Annotated in this window: 11 protein-coding genes; 6 read left to right on the plus strand and 5 right to left on the minus strand. The window is 45.5% G+C overall.

Features of this window, described 5'->3' with window-relative positions; all coding sequences use genetic code 11:
- Position 1: 1 nt before the first annotated feature.
- Both B3O12_RS07760 and B3O12_RS07765 read right to left on the minus strand, forming a co-directional pair.
- Positions 2–2,176, minus strand: coding sequence for a peptidase domain-containing ABC transporter (locus tag B3O12_RS07760; protein ID WP_286755866.1), 2,175 nt, complete (start codon positions 2,174–2,176; stop codon positions 2–4).
- A 3-nt stretch (positions 2,177–2,179) separates the two neighbouring features.
- Positions 2,180–2,860: a TetR/AcrR family transcriptional regulator gene (locus B3O12_RS07765; protein ID WP_189629606.1), complete on the minus strand. Its 681-nt coding sequence runs from the start codon at positions 2,858–2,860 to the stop codon at positions 2,180–2,182.
- A 1,083-nt stretch (positions 2,861–3,943) separates the two neighbouring features.
- Between B3O12_RS07765 and B3O12_RS07770 the strand changes: the two genes are divergently transcribed.
- Both B3O12_RS07770 and B3O12_RS07775 read left to right on the plus strand, forming a co-directional pair.
- Entirely contained in the window at positions 3,944–5,617 is a 1,674-nt protein-coding gene (locus B3O12_RS07770) for a glutamine--tRNA ligase/YqeY domain fusion protein (protein ID WP_286755867.1), read from the plus strand.
- Between the two features lie 31 nt (positions 5,618–5,648).
- On the plus strand, positions 5,649–8,483 hold the full coding sequence (locus tag B3O12_RS07775) for a CHAT domain-containing protein (protein ID WP_286755868.1): 2,835 nt from the start codon (positions 5,649–5,651) through the stop codon (positions 8,481–8,483).
- 5 nt (positions 8,484–8,488) lie between these two features.
- Here B3O12_RS07775 and B3O12_RS07780 read toward each other — a convergent pair whose 3' ends face one another.
- The 3 genes from B3O12_RS07780 to B3O12_RS07790 are packed head-to-tail and all read right to left on the minus strand — an operon-like array spanning position 8,489 to position 9,966.
- Positions 8,489–8,656 carry a hypothetical protein gene (locus B3O12_RS07780; protein WP_189629603.1) on the minus strand — a complete coding sequence of 56 codons (168 nt, stop codon included), beginning with the start codon at positions 8,654–8,656 and terminating at the stop codon, positions 8,489–8,491.
- 26 nt (positions 8,657–8,682) lie between these two features.
- Positions 8,683–9,435 carry a tetratricopeptide repeat protein gene (locus B3O12_RS07785; RefSeq protein WP_286755869.1) on the minus strand — a complete coding sequence of 251 codons (753 nt, stop codon included), beginning with the start codon at positions 9,433–9,435 and terminating at the stop codon, positions 8,683–8,685.
- On the minus strand, positions 9,436–9,966 hold the full coding sequence (locus tag B3O12_RS07790; protein ID WP_189629601.1) for an RNA polymerase sigma factor: 531 nt from the start codon (positions 9,964–9,966) through the stop codon (positions 9,436–9,438).
- 231 nt (positions 9,967–10,197) lie between these two features.
- On the opposite strand from B3O12_RS07790, the gene B3O12_RS07795 reads away from it, so the two are divergent.
- The 4 genes from B3O12_RS07795 to B3O12_RS07810 are packed head-to-tail and all read left to right on the plus strand — an operon-like array spanning position 10,198 to position 16,229.
- Positions 10,198–11,490 carry a S8 family serine peptidase gene (locus B3O12_RS07795; protein WP_286755870.1) on the plus strand — a complete coding sequence of 431 codons (1,293 nt, stop codon included), beginning with the start codon at positions 10,198–10,200 and terminating at the stop codon, positions 11,488–11,490.
- Positions 11,491–11,498: 8 nt separating this feature from the next.
- Positions 11,499–13,169 carry a hypothetical protein gene (locus tag B3O12_RS07800; protein WP_286755871.1) on the plus strand — a complete coding sequence of 557 codons (1,671 nt, stop codon included), beginning with the start codon at positions 11,499–11,501 and terminating at the stop codon, positions 13,167–13,169.
- Positions 13,170–13,221: 52 nt separating this feature from the next.
- Positions 13,222–14,262: a hypothetical protein gene (locus B3O12_RS07805; RefSeq protein WP_189629599.1), complete on the plus strand. Its 1,041-nt coding sequence runs from the start codon at positions 13,222–13,224 to the stop codon at positions 14,260–14,262.
- A gap of 2 nt (positions 14,263–14,264) precedes the next feature.
- Complete coding sequence (locus B3O12_RS07810) at positions 14,265–16,229, plus strand: hypothetical protein (RefSeq protein ID WP_286755872.1); 1,965 nt, start codon at positions 14,265–14,267, stop codon at positions 16,227–16,229.
- Positions 16,230–16,233: the final 4 nt, after the last annotated feature.

Below are 16,233 nucleotides of genomic sequence, written 5' to 3' on the forward strand. Positions count from 1 at the left end.
CTTATCCGTTTACCAGGTCTTGTAAATATCCTTTAGAAAGCAATTCTTCGTAGGTCGAATCGGCCTTAATCTGGCCGTCCTCCATCAGTACCACACGGTCGCAGGCCGACATCACGGCCGGATCGTTAGAAACGGCCACCACAGTGCACACACTCATTTCCATAACCAATTGTATGAGCTTGAGCTTCTCCGAACGCTGAAACATATGAAAGAAGTCGTTCAGAATCATGAGCTTAGGCTTCTTAACCAGGCAACGTGCCAATATGAGCTTGCTCACAAAAGAAGTGGAATATCCTTTGCCTCCACTTAAAATGTGGGTATTCATTCCGTTAGGCAACATGTTCACCTTGTCTTGCAAGCCAACCAGGCGAATGGCCTCAATGGCATCGCTCACAGAAACCTGAGGTTTGCCCACCGTTACGTTGTCCAGAATTGTACCTTCAAAAATATCTTCCTGAGACACATTCTTGGCAATCTTATCGCGTAGATTGGTGAAATCCAGGTCTCTCAAACTGTATCCGTTAATGGTGATAAGGCCTTTGTACTTATGATTGAGCCCGGATAACATGTTGGTGAAAGTGGTTTTGCCCGACTCGTTGCCTCCGGCAATACACAACTTGGTTCCGCAGGCAATGGAAAGGTTAATATTCTTGAGGCTTAGATCGTCAGCACCAGGGTACGAGTAGTTAAGGTCTTTTACTTCGATAGAAAAACCACGGTCTACATCTTCCTTGCGTAAATCAATCCCACCAACTTTTTCAAGCGGCAAATCAGTTACCTGGCTAATTTTATCTACTGCCGTGAGCATATCATAGACTACATCCATGTAGGTGATAATCTTTTCCACAGAGTTGAGAATAAGAATGATGATTACCTCAGAAGCTACGAACTGTCCGAGGGTAATTTCCCGATTAATAACCAGTGAAGTACCAATAATGAGGAGCCCTCCCGTAATGGCTGCCTTAAACAGTACAATGTAACTGTATTGTGTAATGAGCACCCGGAAATGGTTCTTTCTGTTTTTGAGGTAGTTGTTTACGTTGTACTCTGTCTTCTTTATGGGCAAGTTGGTATTGCCCGAAATTTTGAAGGAATTAAGCACCCTGGCTATTTCTTCCAACCAATACACCACCTTATACTTGTACTTAGACTCCTGAATGGATGACTCCAACCCCTTGGGGCCGGTTAATCTGAAAATGAGCACCAAAGTAAGTACCAGCACCAAACCAAAAAACACAAAGAATGGGTGGTAGAAAGAAAGAAGCAGCAAACCAAAAACTATCTGTATTACGCCTGACATCAGGTCGCCCAGCAACTTGGGCAATCCCTTTTGCAGGGTAAGCACATCAAAGAACCGGTTCATAAGTTCGGGGATATGCAGATTAGAAAGTGCTTCCACTTTCATGCGTGGAATTCGGAACGTAAACTCCAGTGCTGCTTTGGTGAAGATTCTTCGTTGAATATATTCCACCAGGGTTATTTGCATAATTTGTAGCCCTCCGGCCGCCAAAATGCCCAGCAACACAAGCCCTATAAGCAGGTATATGGAGCTAAACACCACGCCACCGGAAACCAATTCAACCGTAGCCTGAATGCCCAATGGCAGGGTGAGCGATACAATACCCACAAAGGCGGCATAAATAAACACATAGAAGATGTCTTTCTTCTCCTCTCCCAATACCCTTAGCAGTCGCTTTACGGGCGAAAGAGGCTTAGGCACCTCGTCTTCGTCATGCTCAGACACCAGGCTCTTGTAACTAAACGTGCCCAGCAGAATAATCTCGCCACTCTCGTTTTTGATTAAACGGCCCTCAAGTTCTTCAAGGGTTATTTCCTGAGTCTCGCTTTCCGTTACTTCCTGAACAACCACCTCACCCTTCTTGTCCTTGTGAATAATTACCGGAGCAAAACCCGACTCAGTAGTCTTCAGGGCAATCAAAGGAATGCTTACTTCCTTAAGAAACGGAATCAGTTCATCGTCTTTCAACGGCTGATCGAGCAAAACCACCCGTACTTTGTTGGCCGACTCTAGCAAGTCACGCTTAAATTCGTACGATTCATCGATGGAATACAGCCGGGTACCCACCTGTAAATCCTGGTACAAAGCATCTTCGATGCCTTCACCCAGCAATAGCTTTACTTCTTTTATGGTGTTAGCAATGTGCTGATTGGTCATGTTTTATTCTTGAATAGCTTTTAAAACTAATTGATGGATGAACTCATAGTTTTGAGTATATACCTTGTCGTTGGCTCCTGAATGATCGGTAAGTGAAGGCAAATGCTCCGAAAAGAAGACTTGCTGATGAGCCGCCTGCAAACAGGTACTTATCAGCGAATGGGCATACGGATAATCAGGGTTTATCTCCTTAACTATATCTGCAATGCGCCCACAGAGCGATTTAACCCCTCTAAAAAGGCCAAAGCTGTTGTCATGATCTACCTGTTTGGTTAGGTATGTTTTGTCAAATTCATTAATCACTATGCGCTGCAAGGCTGTTTCGTCTACATCTGGAAATGAATTATCGTATGTCTTTTTCTCCGTTACCAAGCGCAAAGCTTTTGATAGTCTCAGGTAAGGATCGGCCACGTTGTTGGTCTCAAATTCAATCTTATACTCCAGCCACGTCCAGTACCACGTAATAAGATACACCAAAAGCTTGTGTTTGTTTTCAAAGTATCGATATATCGAAGCTTCGGTAGAATCTATAACCAAAGAAAGTTTCTTGAATGTAAAGGCTTCGAGCCCCAACTCGTCAATCATTTGAATGGATTGCTGTACTATTTTTCTCCCCAATTCGGTGTCTTGAGGATCTTTTAAATACAGGCATTCATTCATTTGTAACTTAAGCAGAGTGGCCATGCATTAGTAGGTTAATTTTACTTTAGATAATGATAGTATTACTATTGTTAAAATCAGTAATACAACGTAGGCAGTTTAATTTTGTTCATTGGCTGCGAAAAAAAACGAGAATATTTTTTCAATGAGGTTTCAAACCCCTGACTTACAGAAGACTACGCGATAAAATATTTCAGACCAGTCACAAAAAAAAGGATCACTCCCCAGTGATCCTTTCCGTATTTTTACAAATACCCCCAAATAACAAAAGCGGGGGACGATTACTCGCCCCCACTCACCCTGTTTCAACTAGTGTTAAAACAGGATGCCAAGGTACTGTTCAGAACCAGACTGTCAATAGGAAAACCTACCTTGGTCTATCTCCTTTCAGCTTCGCCTTACCCGAGCCACTTCGTGACAAGGGAGGGTGAATTTTGCAGCTTCCAGCATTTACATGCCAATGCCTATTTATACTAAGAACAAGTCTTTTCTAAATTCCTCGCTCTCGTGGAGTTTGGCGCACCGTTTCCGGTGGGGCATTGCAACGCAGCTCGTGGCTGCGTTGGCCGTAACATACATTACGGCCGCTTCTCATCTACGGCCTGCTTTAATCACCTTTCAGCAGAAAGATTTTTAAAACGTCTTCAGATTACTCCCTTTCAAAGTTGTGATCTGGCACCTGTGGAGTGAGTCCCTGAAAGCCTCAGTTCCACACCACTGAGACTATTGCCTCAACGGTCGATTCGAAACGTTTGCTGTTTCAGATTTACCTGAGTAAACCCTTTCATTACACTTTTTCAGGCTTCCCCTGAAGAGAGATTGAAGCCATGCTTCAGTTCTTTATCCCTCACTTGGTATGTCTAAGGTATCCTTAATAATTTTACGCGCAAACTTTGTAAGTCCTTAGTTTTCAACAAGTTTCCCACTCCCTAATTCACAAGGTTATACACAGGGTTATCCACATAGTTATACACACATCTCTCAGCTTCAATCATTTAACATCTTCTACCTCCTATTTAAGCCTCTTTCGGTTTCCATAAGAAGCTTTCTATCTTATACTGCCATTTGAGGCATTTTCACTAAAATTGCAGCCTAATTGAAACGACCATGAGCGAAAACGAAAAGCACGAATCCCTGAACTTTATTGAGCAAATGATTGAGGCTGATTTGAAATCGGGCAAACGACAGGCCGTGCATACCCGTTTTCCTCCTGAGCCCAATGGCTACCTGCATATAGGTCATGCCAAATCTATTGTGCTAAACTTTGGCCTGGCCGAAAAATACAATGGCACCTGCAACCTTCGGTTTGACGATACAAATCCGGTAAAAGAAAGCACCGAATATGTAGACGCCATTAAGGCCGATATCGAATGGCTTGGTTATGAGTGGAACGGAAAGGCGCGTTATGCTTCAGATTATTTTGAGCAACTCTACACGTTTGCCGTAACCCTCATTGAAAAAGGACTTGCCTATGTAGATGAGCAAACAGCCGAACAAATAAGTGCTGGTCGCACCAACCCTTCTACCCCCGGGATTGAAAGCCCGTTCCGAAACCGACCGGTAGAGGAAAACCTGGACTTGTTTAAACGAATGCGCGATGGTGAATTCGAAGAAGGCTCGCATGTACTTAGAGCCAAAGTAGATATGAATTCGCCCAATATGCATATGCGCGACCCTATTATGTATCGCATACGCAAGGTGAAGCACCACCGCACAGGCGACCAGTGGTGCATTTACCCTACCTATGATTTTGCCCATGGGCAGTCGGACTCCATAGAAGAAATTACCTACAGCCTTTGTACCCTCGAGTTTCGTGACCACCGGCCTTTATACGACTGGTTTATTGAGAAACTGGGCATATTCCCTTCGCAACAAACCGAGTTTGCTCGGCTAAACCTGGGATATACTGTAGTGAGTAAACGTAAGCTGCTACAGTTGGTAGAAGAAGGGCATGTTTCCGGCTGGGACGACCCCCGAATGCCTACCATAAGTGGTTACAGACGCAGAGGCTACACCCCGGACTCCATTAAGAACTTTATTAAAAAAGTTGGAGTAGCCCGGAGAGATGGCATAACAGACATTGCCTTACTGGAACACTCTATAAGAGAAGACCTGAATAAGAAAGCTAATCGTGTTTTTGGTATTCAAAATCCGCTAAAAGTGGTGATTACCAACTGGCCGGAAGATAAAGTAGAAATGCTTCAGGCCGTAAACAACCCTGAAGATGAGTCGGCAGGAACTCGTGAAATGCCATTTTCGCGCGAAATTTATATTGAACGAGACGACTTTATGGAAGACCCTCCATCGCCTCGAAAATGGTTCCGCCTTGGCCCCGACAGAGAGGTTCGGCTGAAGTATGCTTACATTGTGAAATGTACGGGCTTTAAAAAAAGCGAATCGGGAGAAATTGAAGAAATCTACTGTGAGTATGATCCGGAAACAAAAAGCGGACAAGACACCAGTGGTAAAAAAGTGAAAGGAACCCTGGGTTGGGTATCTGTGGCTCATGCCGTTGAAGCAGAAATCAGGCTTTACGACCGTCTTTTCAGAACAGAGAACCTGAACACTATAGAAGACGACTACCTGAATCACCTCAACCCCAACTCGCTGGAGGTGATTGAGCACGCCAAGCTGGAGGCTTCATTGGCCCACGCAAAGCCGGGGGACCAGTTTCAGTTTGAGCGTCAGGGATACTTTATTGTAGATAAAGACAGTTCTTCTAACAAATTGGTATTTAACCGCACAGTGACACTAAGAGACAACTGGGGTAAACAGAATTAATGGTTAAATTCATGAGACTAACACTCATGAAATGACCCTTCGACTACCCGTCTTTTTTTGTCTTCTATTAATGACTCTAAATGCTTTTGAGCTTACTGCATGGCAGCCAACTCAAAAGCATTTTTCATTAAAAGAACAGGCCGATTCGCTCTATAAAGCTCAGCAATGGGCCGAAGCCCTGGCACTTTTTCATCAATTAGAAAACCTGTCTTCACCCGATTCAGCCAGGGCATCCCTCCTTTCCAAAATAGCCCGTTCGTATTTTAATCTTTCCCGCATTGACGATGCTATTGAAGCCTATGAGGAAAGCTTGCATATTCGTTCACAATACCTACCTGCAACAGACACCTTGCTAGCTCCTACCTACGCTATGCTCGGCTATCTGTACAGGTATTATAAGTATGACGATCGCAAGGCGCTCCTCAATTACAGGCAGCAGGCCCATTGCATTGAAGACCACCCTGAAAGCTTCGATGCACAAACCTCTTTTTACAATGCCTATAATCTGGCTACTACTTATCGGTTAATTGAAGACCATGAAATGGGGCTCAACTATGCATACAAAGCCCTGCAAATTGCACACAATGAAAACAACGATGGCTTTAGAAGCCTGAGCTATTCTGTAATGGCCAATCTGTACAACGCCCTAAACCAAAATGAAAAAGCCATAGCAGCCTATCAGGCTAAGATTGAACTTACACCTGCCTCATCCAAAACAGCCGCTGAATTGGTTACAGACTATAACAATATGGCCACGGCCTATCTGGACTTGAATCGGACTACTGAAGCCGAACACGCTTTACAGCAAGCCATTGATCTCCAACAAGGAAAACCCATTTCGGCTCGTAGTTGGCTTATTTACGGCAATCTACGTGTAAAACAAAATCGGCCCACAGCTGCAAACAGGCTTTACAACAATGCACTGAACAACTCCAATAGCAACAGGGAAAAAGCAGTGATTCACGCCCAAATTGGCAGGGCCTATGAAGACCACAATCACCTGCACCAGGCCATAAGCCACTACAACCTGGCCATTGAACTGGAAACCAAAGAAATGTTGGGAGAGACAGTCTCTCTCTCCGAGGTTTCAACCCCCAATCCTTTTCTTTTCAGAGTTCAGAGTCACCTTGCTCGCAGTAAAGTGAAGCTTTTTAAAACCAGTTCGGAATACCATTGGCTCAAAGAAGCTCTCGATAGCTACGACCGTCTGTTGGATTTTGCCGGCAGGCAGCGAGAACAGTTTGTAACAGAACAAGCAAAACTGGCTTTTCAGGGTTATGCACATAACCACTATGAATCGGCTTTAGAGGCCCTATTTTTAAGTAAAGATTCCCTACCGGCCAAAGAGGTATGGAATAAAGCCTGGGCATATATGGAAGACAGCAAGGCTCAAGATCTCCTTGAATCCATTGGTAGGGCCAAAAACTACGCCTTCATAGCGGTAAGTGACTCCATTCTTCAGGCCGAAAGCGATCTAAGAGACAAACTGGTACGCCTTACGGCCAGTTTGCAAGCTTGCGAAGTGTCTGCCTGCCCCGACTCTCTCATTATAAACCGCAGAAGGCAACTGCTGCAGATTAACGAAGACCTGGAGCAGATAAGACTACTTGTAGAAGAGCAATACCCAACCTACCATCAGGCCCTGGCCGGTAGCAAAGCCATTTCGCTAGATGATTATACGAAGCAGATGGAAAACAACCAGACCATCATGTATTTTATGGGGCAACACTATGTATACTACCTGGCCATAGCAGGTAATCGAGGAGCGTTTGGCCGCCAACCCATAGACCATCAGTTCACACAGGAACTAAATAATTTTCAGAACCTGGTACACCACAGGCTGCTCTTCGCAAATAGAGAGTCTGTCGATTTTCGCACTTTCACCAACTCAGCTTATGCTTTATACACCAAACTAATGCCCTCAGGGCTCAAAGGTTCTTCACAACAGTTGACCATCATTCCCGATGGTGCCCTCAACCAGCTTCCTTTCGAGGCACTCCTTACCGGGCTTCCATCCTACAAAACCATTAACTACAAAAGCCTCGACTACCTGATTCATCAAAAGGAAATTGCCTATGCATTTTCGGCTGCCCAACTGTTAAGCCAAATAAGAGCACAAACCACCACCAAACCTGCTAAAATCATTGCCTTTGGAGAACCAGCCTCGCAGGAATTCAGCTCCTTAAAAGGCTCCACAACCGAGCTGCAATACATTAAAGAGTCGGTTAAAAACAGTCGATTTTATACAGGGCCAGCAGCTACTAAAGCAGAATGGCTACAGTCGGTAAAGTCAGACCACAATATTCTGCACTTGGCCCTTCATGCTTCGGCCGATACTCTTACTCCCTTGTATTCAAGTATCTATTTTAGCCAAGGGGAAAATACAAACAACAGGCTTCAGCTTTATGAGCTATATGAATCAGGAATTCGTTCTCAGCTGGTCATTCTATCGGCCTGTGAAACCGGCCTGGGCAAATGGCAAAAAGGAGAAGGAGTACTTAGTTTGAGTAAGGGTTTTAGCTATGCCAATAACCCCAACCTTATTATGTCTTTATGGAAAGTGGCCGACCGGGCTACTGCAGAACTTTTTAAACAGTTTTATAGGGAAATAGCTGCTGGCCAACCTGTGGGCAACTCGCTCAGGCAGGCAAAACTCCAATACCTCAACCGGGCCGATGAGCTAAGTGCTCACCCCGCCAACTGGGCCGGATTCATTCAACTGGGCAATGCCAGACAAACTTTTGAGCCTGCGCCCCAACAAAGCCGGGCTTACTGGCTACTGGCTCTTGCTCTGACCACAATAGGCATGGTAGTGTTAAAAAAAGCCCGGGCCAAGAAGGACAATATTCTTGAGCCCAGACTTTGATATTGCTAAGCGCAACCACAAACAATCCACTGCCAAAGCGTGTACAGTATGTACACTATAGAGGCAGCACCAACAGCATACCCTCCAAAATAAACTGGCGGAGGCGGTGGTGGTGGCTTGTGGTCTTCAAGTACTCGGTTGTCTGTGCTGTCATCATTATCAGTTTCACTCATGGCTTATTGGTTTTGGTTAAAAAATATTACATCTCTTGTAGGAGTTCATTTGCCCTTTCTGAATAAGACGAATCGCCCTCTGCCAATACCTTCAACTGTTCCTTTGCCTTTTCAGTCTCTTTTGTATGTAAGTAACAAAGTGCCAAATACCATCGCGCTTGGCTTACAAGTAGACCTTGCCTTCGGAGTACATCTTGCAAGTACTTTATGGCTTCGGCATGTTCGTTCAACACCATATGAGCCTGAGCACTATAAAACAGCACATACTCTTTCTGTTCTGCTTCTAGTATTTGGTTAAAGAGCTGTACAGCTCTTTCATAGTCTTCATTGTCATAGGCCAAAAAGGCCTGTTCTTCTTTAGTAAGTGTTTCGTTGCTACGCGTATTGGGAAGCACCACATTCGCATATACCTCAAAATAATTATTATACAGCCTTTTATGGCTTTGGTTTGCTCCAAAATACCAGGCCACAACACTTACTACTCCCACCAGAAAAACGGCAGCCCAGCGCATAATCAGCGAAGGCCCCAAACTTCTCTGCTCACCTTTCGGCTCTTCTAAAGGGTTTCCAAGATCTTTTTCCCAAGAATCCATAGTGTGCCTCAGCGCATTTCTACCTGCTTGCTCTATCCCCTCCTTCAGTGCTACAAAATCCTCCTTCAGAGCTAGAAAGTCTTTGTCTTCGGACAGTCGATGCTCTACCGCAGTCCGTTCCTCTGCCGACAACTGGTCGTTCAAATATTGTTCTATGCGCTCTAAGTCTCTTTCCTTCTCCTCCATCTAATTCCCTCCGGTAAAAAGTTTTCGTAGTCTGTTCAAACACTTATACTTCAAATTCTTGGTCGTATCAGTGTTTTTATATTCCAGCGCCAGCGTAATCTCCGCCAGGCTCATTTTCTTATAGTAGTATAGTTCCAGCAATTTCTGGCAGGGATCTCCTAACTGATGTAATGCCTGTTCAACCTTGTTGAGCAGCGATTCTCGGCTCAATCGTTCGTCAGTCGATTCTGCCTCAAAGCGGCCCGCTTCGGGCTGCTTTAACCTAAGCTCGCGCAACTCCCGGATTTTGTTTTTCCCAATACCGAAAATATACGTTTTGGGATCGCTGGTAAACACCTGCAACTTGCCCGAAACCACATTTTCATAGAACTGTACCATGCTGAGTTGGTAGGCCTCTTTGCACTCTTCAAAATCAAGATCGAAGTGTTTGTTGGCCCATACCATAAACTCACCTCTGTACATTTCATAGACCTTTTGCAATTCAGCATTGTCTCCGCGCCTAATACGGTCAATCAGCGATCCGCTATCCATTCAAATGCTATCCTTTAATGATCTTATAGTGAAAAAGGTAACCCTCCACTATGGAAAGATTTCTCAAAAACTCATTCAAAATAGACAATTGTATGCTTAACAAAAAGTAAGGTACCCCTGAGTCGCTCAGGCGTCTTTGAACGGTAATTCAATTTTTTTTCTTTTGCCTGGGTTACCTTTTTCTATTTCTCCCATTAAGGGTGCTAAAGTTTCTCGAAAACGCACCTTAAAATGAGAGAACACCTTATCATAAAGCTCCATAAACCTGTTTCCGGGCAGTTCAGCTCCTGGCAACAGCTTATTCATGATAAATCCTCTCCACAATTTTCACTTGCAGCCGATGTAGACTCCATACTGGAGAAAAACCAAGTACCCGTTTGGGTAACCCATGAATATGAAAAGGCCAAAAAGTCAGGATGGTCGCCCACAGAAGTAAAGAATGGGCTCAACCGAATCTACCGTCTCATTCTTCGTAACAAAGCCAGCATACCCCAAAGCCTGGTAGACCAAATAGCCTTGCTTCCGGAAGTAGAGTATGTTCGAAAATTTGAAATTGCATCGGCCGAGCTGCCAAAGTACGAAGCCCATTCAGTACTGAACGACCAGTTTCCACAGCGAGCGCAGGAAAAAATCATAAAAGAAGCCCATCGGTTCACCCAGGGCCACCCCACCATAAAAGTGGCCGTGTTAGACACGGGCATTACGGCTACCCATCCGGAGCTGCGCCATGCCCTCTTAGACGGAAAAGACTTTGTAGACATTATAGATGGCCAAAGCGACTTTGTTGGCGATTTTTTAGGGTTTGATAATGATCCGGGCGATGAGGTTGGCCATGGCACTCATGTAACCGGCATTATAGCTGCCCGCGGGCTTCATATGCCCATGGGGCTTTCGCCACGCTCAAAAATTATTCCGGTGAGAGTACTAGGGGCCATGAGGAAAGGTGACTCAGTGGTTGGTGCCGGCATAGTTGATAATATAAATGCTGGGTTAAAATTCGCCATCGATGCCAAGGCCGACATTATTAACATGAGCCTGGGCATTAAACATTCCGGTGGCGGCCTCCCTCACAAGGAGGTAATCGACTATGCCAAAGACGAAGGGGTAACCATTGTGGCTGCAGCCGGCAATGACGGCAGGCACCAAATGTATTATCCCGGAGCTAATCCTTATGTAATTGCCGTTGGTGCCTTAGATACCAACGGTGAAATTGCCCCCTACTCCACCTACGGTGCCCACATATCCTTTGTGGCTCCGGGCACCAATATTTACAGCACCTACCTGGAAAATAAGTATGCCTACTCTAGCGGCACCAGCCAGGCTGCTCCTTTTGTAACCGCACTTATTGCGCTTATGAAGTCTTATGCCAAAAAACGAGACAAAGCCCTCTCCGACTCGAGCATTAAAAAACTACTAATGCTCACGGCAGATCGAAAAACAAGAAAACTAAAAGAAATGAAAACCGGCTTCGGTGCCGTCAACCCTGTTGACGCCCTTAAGCTACTGGATTATAAGTTAAACTGATACACATTATGAAAACCAAAAACGAAAACAACGGCACCGTAGAATCAGTAGGTTTAGACTACCAATTACTGGAACTGGTAGCCAATGAATTTAGAATTGCAGCTCCCCGGCTAACGGCAGATGAGCACAGCAAACATGCCCTCAAAATCCTTAAAGAGAAAGCCTCTAAGGAGCATCAAGCCAAGAGGCAAGAGCTTATTAAAGCAGGCTACTCCCTCACTATCGATGAAGTGAGTAAAAAAATCAATAAGAGCGGTATACACAATACCCTCCGGTATCTGCTGGCCGAAGAAAGCCTCTATGTAACCATTCTTCATGAGGTGATTCTCAAAGAAGGAATTACTGATACTCAGGGTATATACTCCAGAGTATCGGCCCTGACCAATCGTATGAAAGTAGAGTTCTTCAGCGAAGTTATCAGGCATGTAATGGACGATGCCAACATTGACAAACAAGCGGTTTCCATCAAAGCCCTATTAACGGAGGTGATAAAGAAGAACCCCTCCATTAATGCCACTCAATCGCCCATCCTAAAACTTATCGATGAACTGGACGATTTGGGACTTATTCCTGATCTCATAGAAGCCTTCTTTTCGCGCCCCAAACCTGAGGTAGACCCTTCCAAAGCCACCGATGAAGTCAAAAAATCAATGGCCAATTACCTTATGAGTGTAGGTCTGGTGGTCACTCAGGACGCCATTAACAACCCCTCTCAAAAATTCGATGAAGCTCTGTTTTACGCCTATGCTCAGGCCATTAAAAAAAGCTCGAACGGTGAAGACCCCATAAGTAATTTGTATTCCAACACTTATGACAGCGAGTGGGACTATTCGGTAGATACCTTTGAAACGATTGAAGAACAAGGAGTAGACAAAGAAAATATTTATGCCGCTGCGGCTCTTTTCTACATTAAAACACTAGGCGATGACCTGGGTATCTTCAGAGTTGCCGATGCCATTATTCTGGCCTGGACTCAAGGCCGACTGGACATTCCACAGGGAGAAACCTCCTCAAAGTTATATCGCTACTACAAGCTTCGTGAAGAACGCACCACTATGGAAGAAAGAGCCATGTTCTACAAACAGGTGCTCAACATTGGCGATGCCGAAATGCTCGATAACATGGTGGCCAACGAGGAGTTCTCACAACTGTGGGAGGTGCTCATGGAAGAAGTTGTACGCTACATAGAAAAATATGAGTCGGCCGACAGCCCCGATTATATTTCAAAAACCCCTGTTTACCAATCGCTTAAAGACATCCAGTATAACCTTACCACTCGTACCAGCGGCATGGTAAAAGCCATGACCCGCGAAATGTACGCCCACCTGCAAAGCGCCATTGAGATACTGCGTGAGCAAACCGTAGTAGACCAACTGGGCTATGGTTATCAGAAAAGCATGTGGAAGGTAATAGAGCGCGTAAGCCAGTCAGAGTTTGACTCTATTCCGAACGTTTCGGCCCTGAGAAGAGCTGCCATAGAAGGCAATAAGCTGTTGCGTTGGATAGCCGATTTCGATGAAGGTTCTGTTACAGAAGAAAACTTTGTTGAATTCCTTCACATTGCCGAGAACTTCATCATATCTCAAAGCCAACTCATTGATAATGAAGACAGTGATGGCTATAACGAGAGAGAAATTGACAACATGTTGGATGAGGATAATGATGATTGGGACTTCTAAACCCAGAGGCCACCATTCACTCATGTTCAAAAACCATTAAATCATTTCAACGATGACACAAGAAGAACAATTAAAGGAAATAGCCCGGTCTAAGGCGCGCAATGCCCTGGCACTCTCCCCTTCTTTCAGAAGCATGCCCATAAAAGACCAGAAGTCTATTTATAGAGAAACCGTAAAAGCAGAATACGACAAGCTGGCCCACCAGAGTGGTTTAACCACCGCCATGGCCAATGTACCCAAAGCCAGCGACAACATTGACGACAGTCGCCATGCCCCCAATTATGAGGCTGGAGTGGATGCCTTCAAAGACCTTCAGGAAGACATTAACTTTGCCGATTTTGTAGGGGACTTACTGCGTTCGGTTTTCGATGCCAACATGGACGTAATGAAGTCGCAAACAGACGATTACATCCGCCTGATGAAACAGGCCACAACCGATTTGGCCTCGTTCATCAACAAAATTGATGATACCACCACTTTTGCCTATCTGGCCGAAAACAACAGCGATGAATTCGGCATGTCTTTTCAAGACCTGGATGATGACTCAGACAGCGGCAATAGTGGCGATGGACAAAAGACGGTGCTAACAAACTCAAACGGTGAACCTGTAGACCTGGGAGACAACCAGATAAAAGCCAAAATAATGGAGGCTAAAATAGCCATGGCCAAAGAACACCGTACCGCTTTGCGCGAAATGATACTCATGGGGGTTACGCGCCTGGTGGTAGAAAAAGGTAAGGTAAAAGCCGGGGTAGTGTTCGACTTTAAGGCCAACCGGAATGTGCAAAAACAAGACAAAGCACTTAATAAAAACTCAACCTCCAGTGGCAAGTCGAGCCGTGTTGGCGGAGGTTTGTTTGGCATTTTCAGAGCCGGAGGTGGTAGCACAAGCAGTACCAGAAACACCAACATGAGCGTGAGCTCGGCCAAAAGTGTGGCCAATGACGAACTCAAAGCCAAACTTATGGGTGAAGTGGAAATTGTGTTTAAGACCGACCACTTTCAGTTAGATAATTTTGCCCAGATGTACGGCCCCGTTACTAACAACGGTTCGCAACAGGCCGCTCCACCAACCAGTCCAACACCTAAGTAGTTGTGGCCCTGGCTTATCTAAAATATGAAGGTAGCTTCGGAGGGAATCATCACTTCACCTTCGACTTGGGAGCCAATCGCTTCTTCAAGTTGGGTGTAGGGCGCGAAACCCGAAGATCCAAGCGCTCAGGGCTTAGGTTTATAGACAACGTCTATTACACCACCCCGCTCAAAAACATACCTGAGCAAGCCCTGGGAAGAGGTAAGATAGTATTGCCTAACGAACGCCTTCAGGAAAGGCAGTCGTATGTGCAGCTAATTAGCTATGCCGATCGCAAACAAACGGGGGCAACCTTCTCCGACCTGATAAGCATTCGAATGCTGTCTTCATTGAATGGAAACGATGGAGATTTCACCATGCCAGAGTTAGGATTTTCAAACCAACAAACCATGAATACAATTAACATAGACCATAAACCGCTTACACTAAAAGAAGAGCAATATAGCGATGCCATGTTCATTCAAGGGTTAATTGCAGCCATACCGGGAGTTATAAGTGCTGCAGGCCCCATACTCAAAGGATTGGTATCGGGTGCCGGAGGAGCATCGGGCATAGCCAATATTGTAGGCAGCCTGTTAGGTGGTGCCGGAGGAGGCCTACTCAACGGTGGAGCTACAGCAACCGCTCCTGCCCAGGCAGGCAATGGGAGAGCTTCCATAGACCTTACGAGTCCTGAATTTCTTAACCTGGTCAAAACTGTGCTCGAAAAACTCCCCAACCTTTCCACCGCCAGGGCACAAAGCCAATATTCCGAAGCCAAAGTGGCTCCGGCACTGGCTGCACTGATTCCCATGCTCCAGAAGGTGCTTTCTCCGGAGGTAATGAAATCAATAATAGAAAGCCCGAATAAAATGCTGAACACCATAATCGATGGCACGGCCAAGCTAGACAAGCAAGATATGGAGCACCTGGAAAAACTTAACCCGGGTGTAGACGACCCCTCGGTGGAACGAATTCTGGCCGGAATGAGCCTGATGCTGGCAAGTAATGCCAAGGCCATCCCGTTTAAGCAGATCAGATCAGTAGATTTCGACTTTAAACTCAAAAGAGCCGAATCGGGCAAGTCTCAGAGCAAAGCCTTTCTCAAAGGTGCTGCCATTAGGGTGCCCATTCAGGTGAGCACCCCCAAAACCCTGCCCGAAACCATTGTGCAGGTAATTATCAAAGACCCTGAAAAACTCACGGTGTTTGTAGAAAAGAAGTTCAAAGTGCCCACCCTCCAAAATGGGGAAGTTTTGGACACTATTTCTTTCGAAGCCCATGAACTGCTGGATGTACCTTCTAACAAAGACCTGCTGCTTTGCCTCTCGCTGATCTGGAAAAACAGTAAGGGACAAAAAATAGGCACTCAGAAAACTACTCTGGTCACCTTTACTTCGGCCTATATGTTTGGCCACGTGGGAGGTGTGGTAGGCTCATCGGCTCCTCTAAACGATGTGAACCAGCACAGGGACTTCTGGCACAAAGTATGGCAAGCCGACCTTAAGGGTTCTACACGAAAGGTCACTTTCGACACCAAGTACATTTATCAGCTTTCTAACCAAACCAGCAGGAATGCACAGAACCAAACCCGGATAAAATGGAATAACCCGGCAGAGTTTGGAGAGGAGCGGAACGTACAGGGCAAGTTGCTTAGTGGCTTTGAAGCAAGCATTACATTGCTCAACCAGCTATTGCCTCGTGTAAGCGATTACCCTTCGCTTTCCCAAGATCAACTGGAGGCTCTAAGCAGCGACCACTTTGTAGGGCAGTCTGCTTTTTCGGCCCGAACACAACTGGAGTTCAGAGGAAGAACCGGAGACACTTTAGCACTTTGGATATTTCCCGAACTGCAAATCAGAGAGATTGTATTGAAAAAGACAGCTGAGGCCGACCTCAACGGCCAGCCGACAGCCTTTACCGAAGAAACCGTGCACTTTGGGCTACCTGCCGCGGTGCACTTTATAGGAGTAAGTTCAGACCGATAAATCA

It is taken from the genome of Roseivirga sp. UBA838, from assembly GCF_002296035.1.
Taxonomy (GTDB): Bacteria; Bacteroidota; Bacteroidia; order Cytophagales; family Cyclobacteriaceae; genus Roseivirga; species Roseivirga thermotolerans.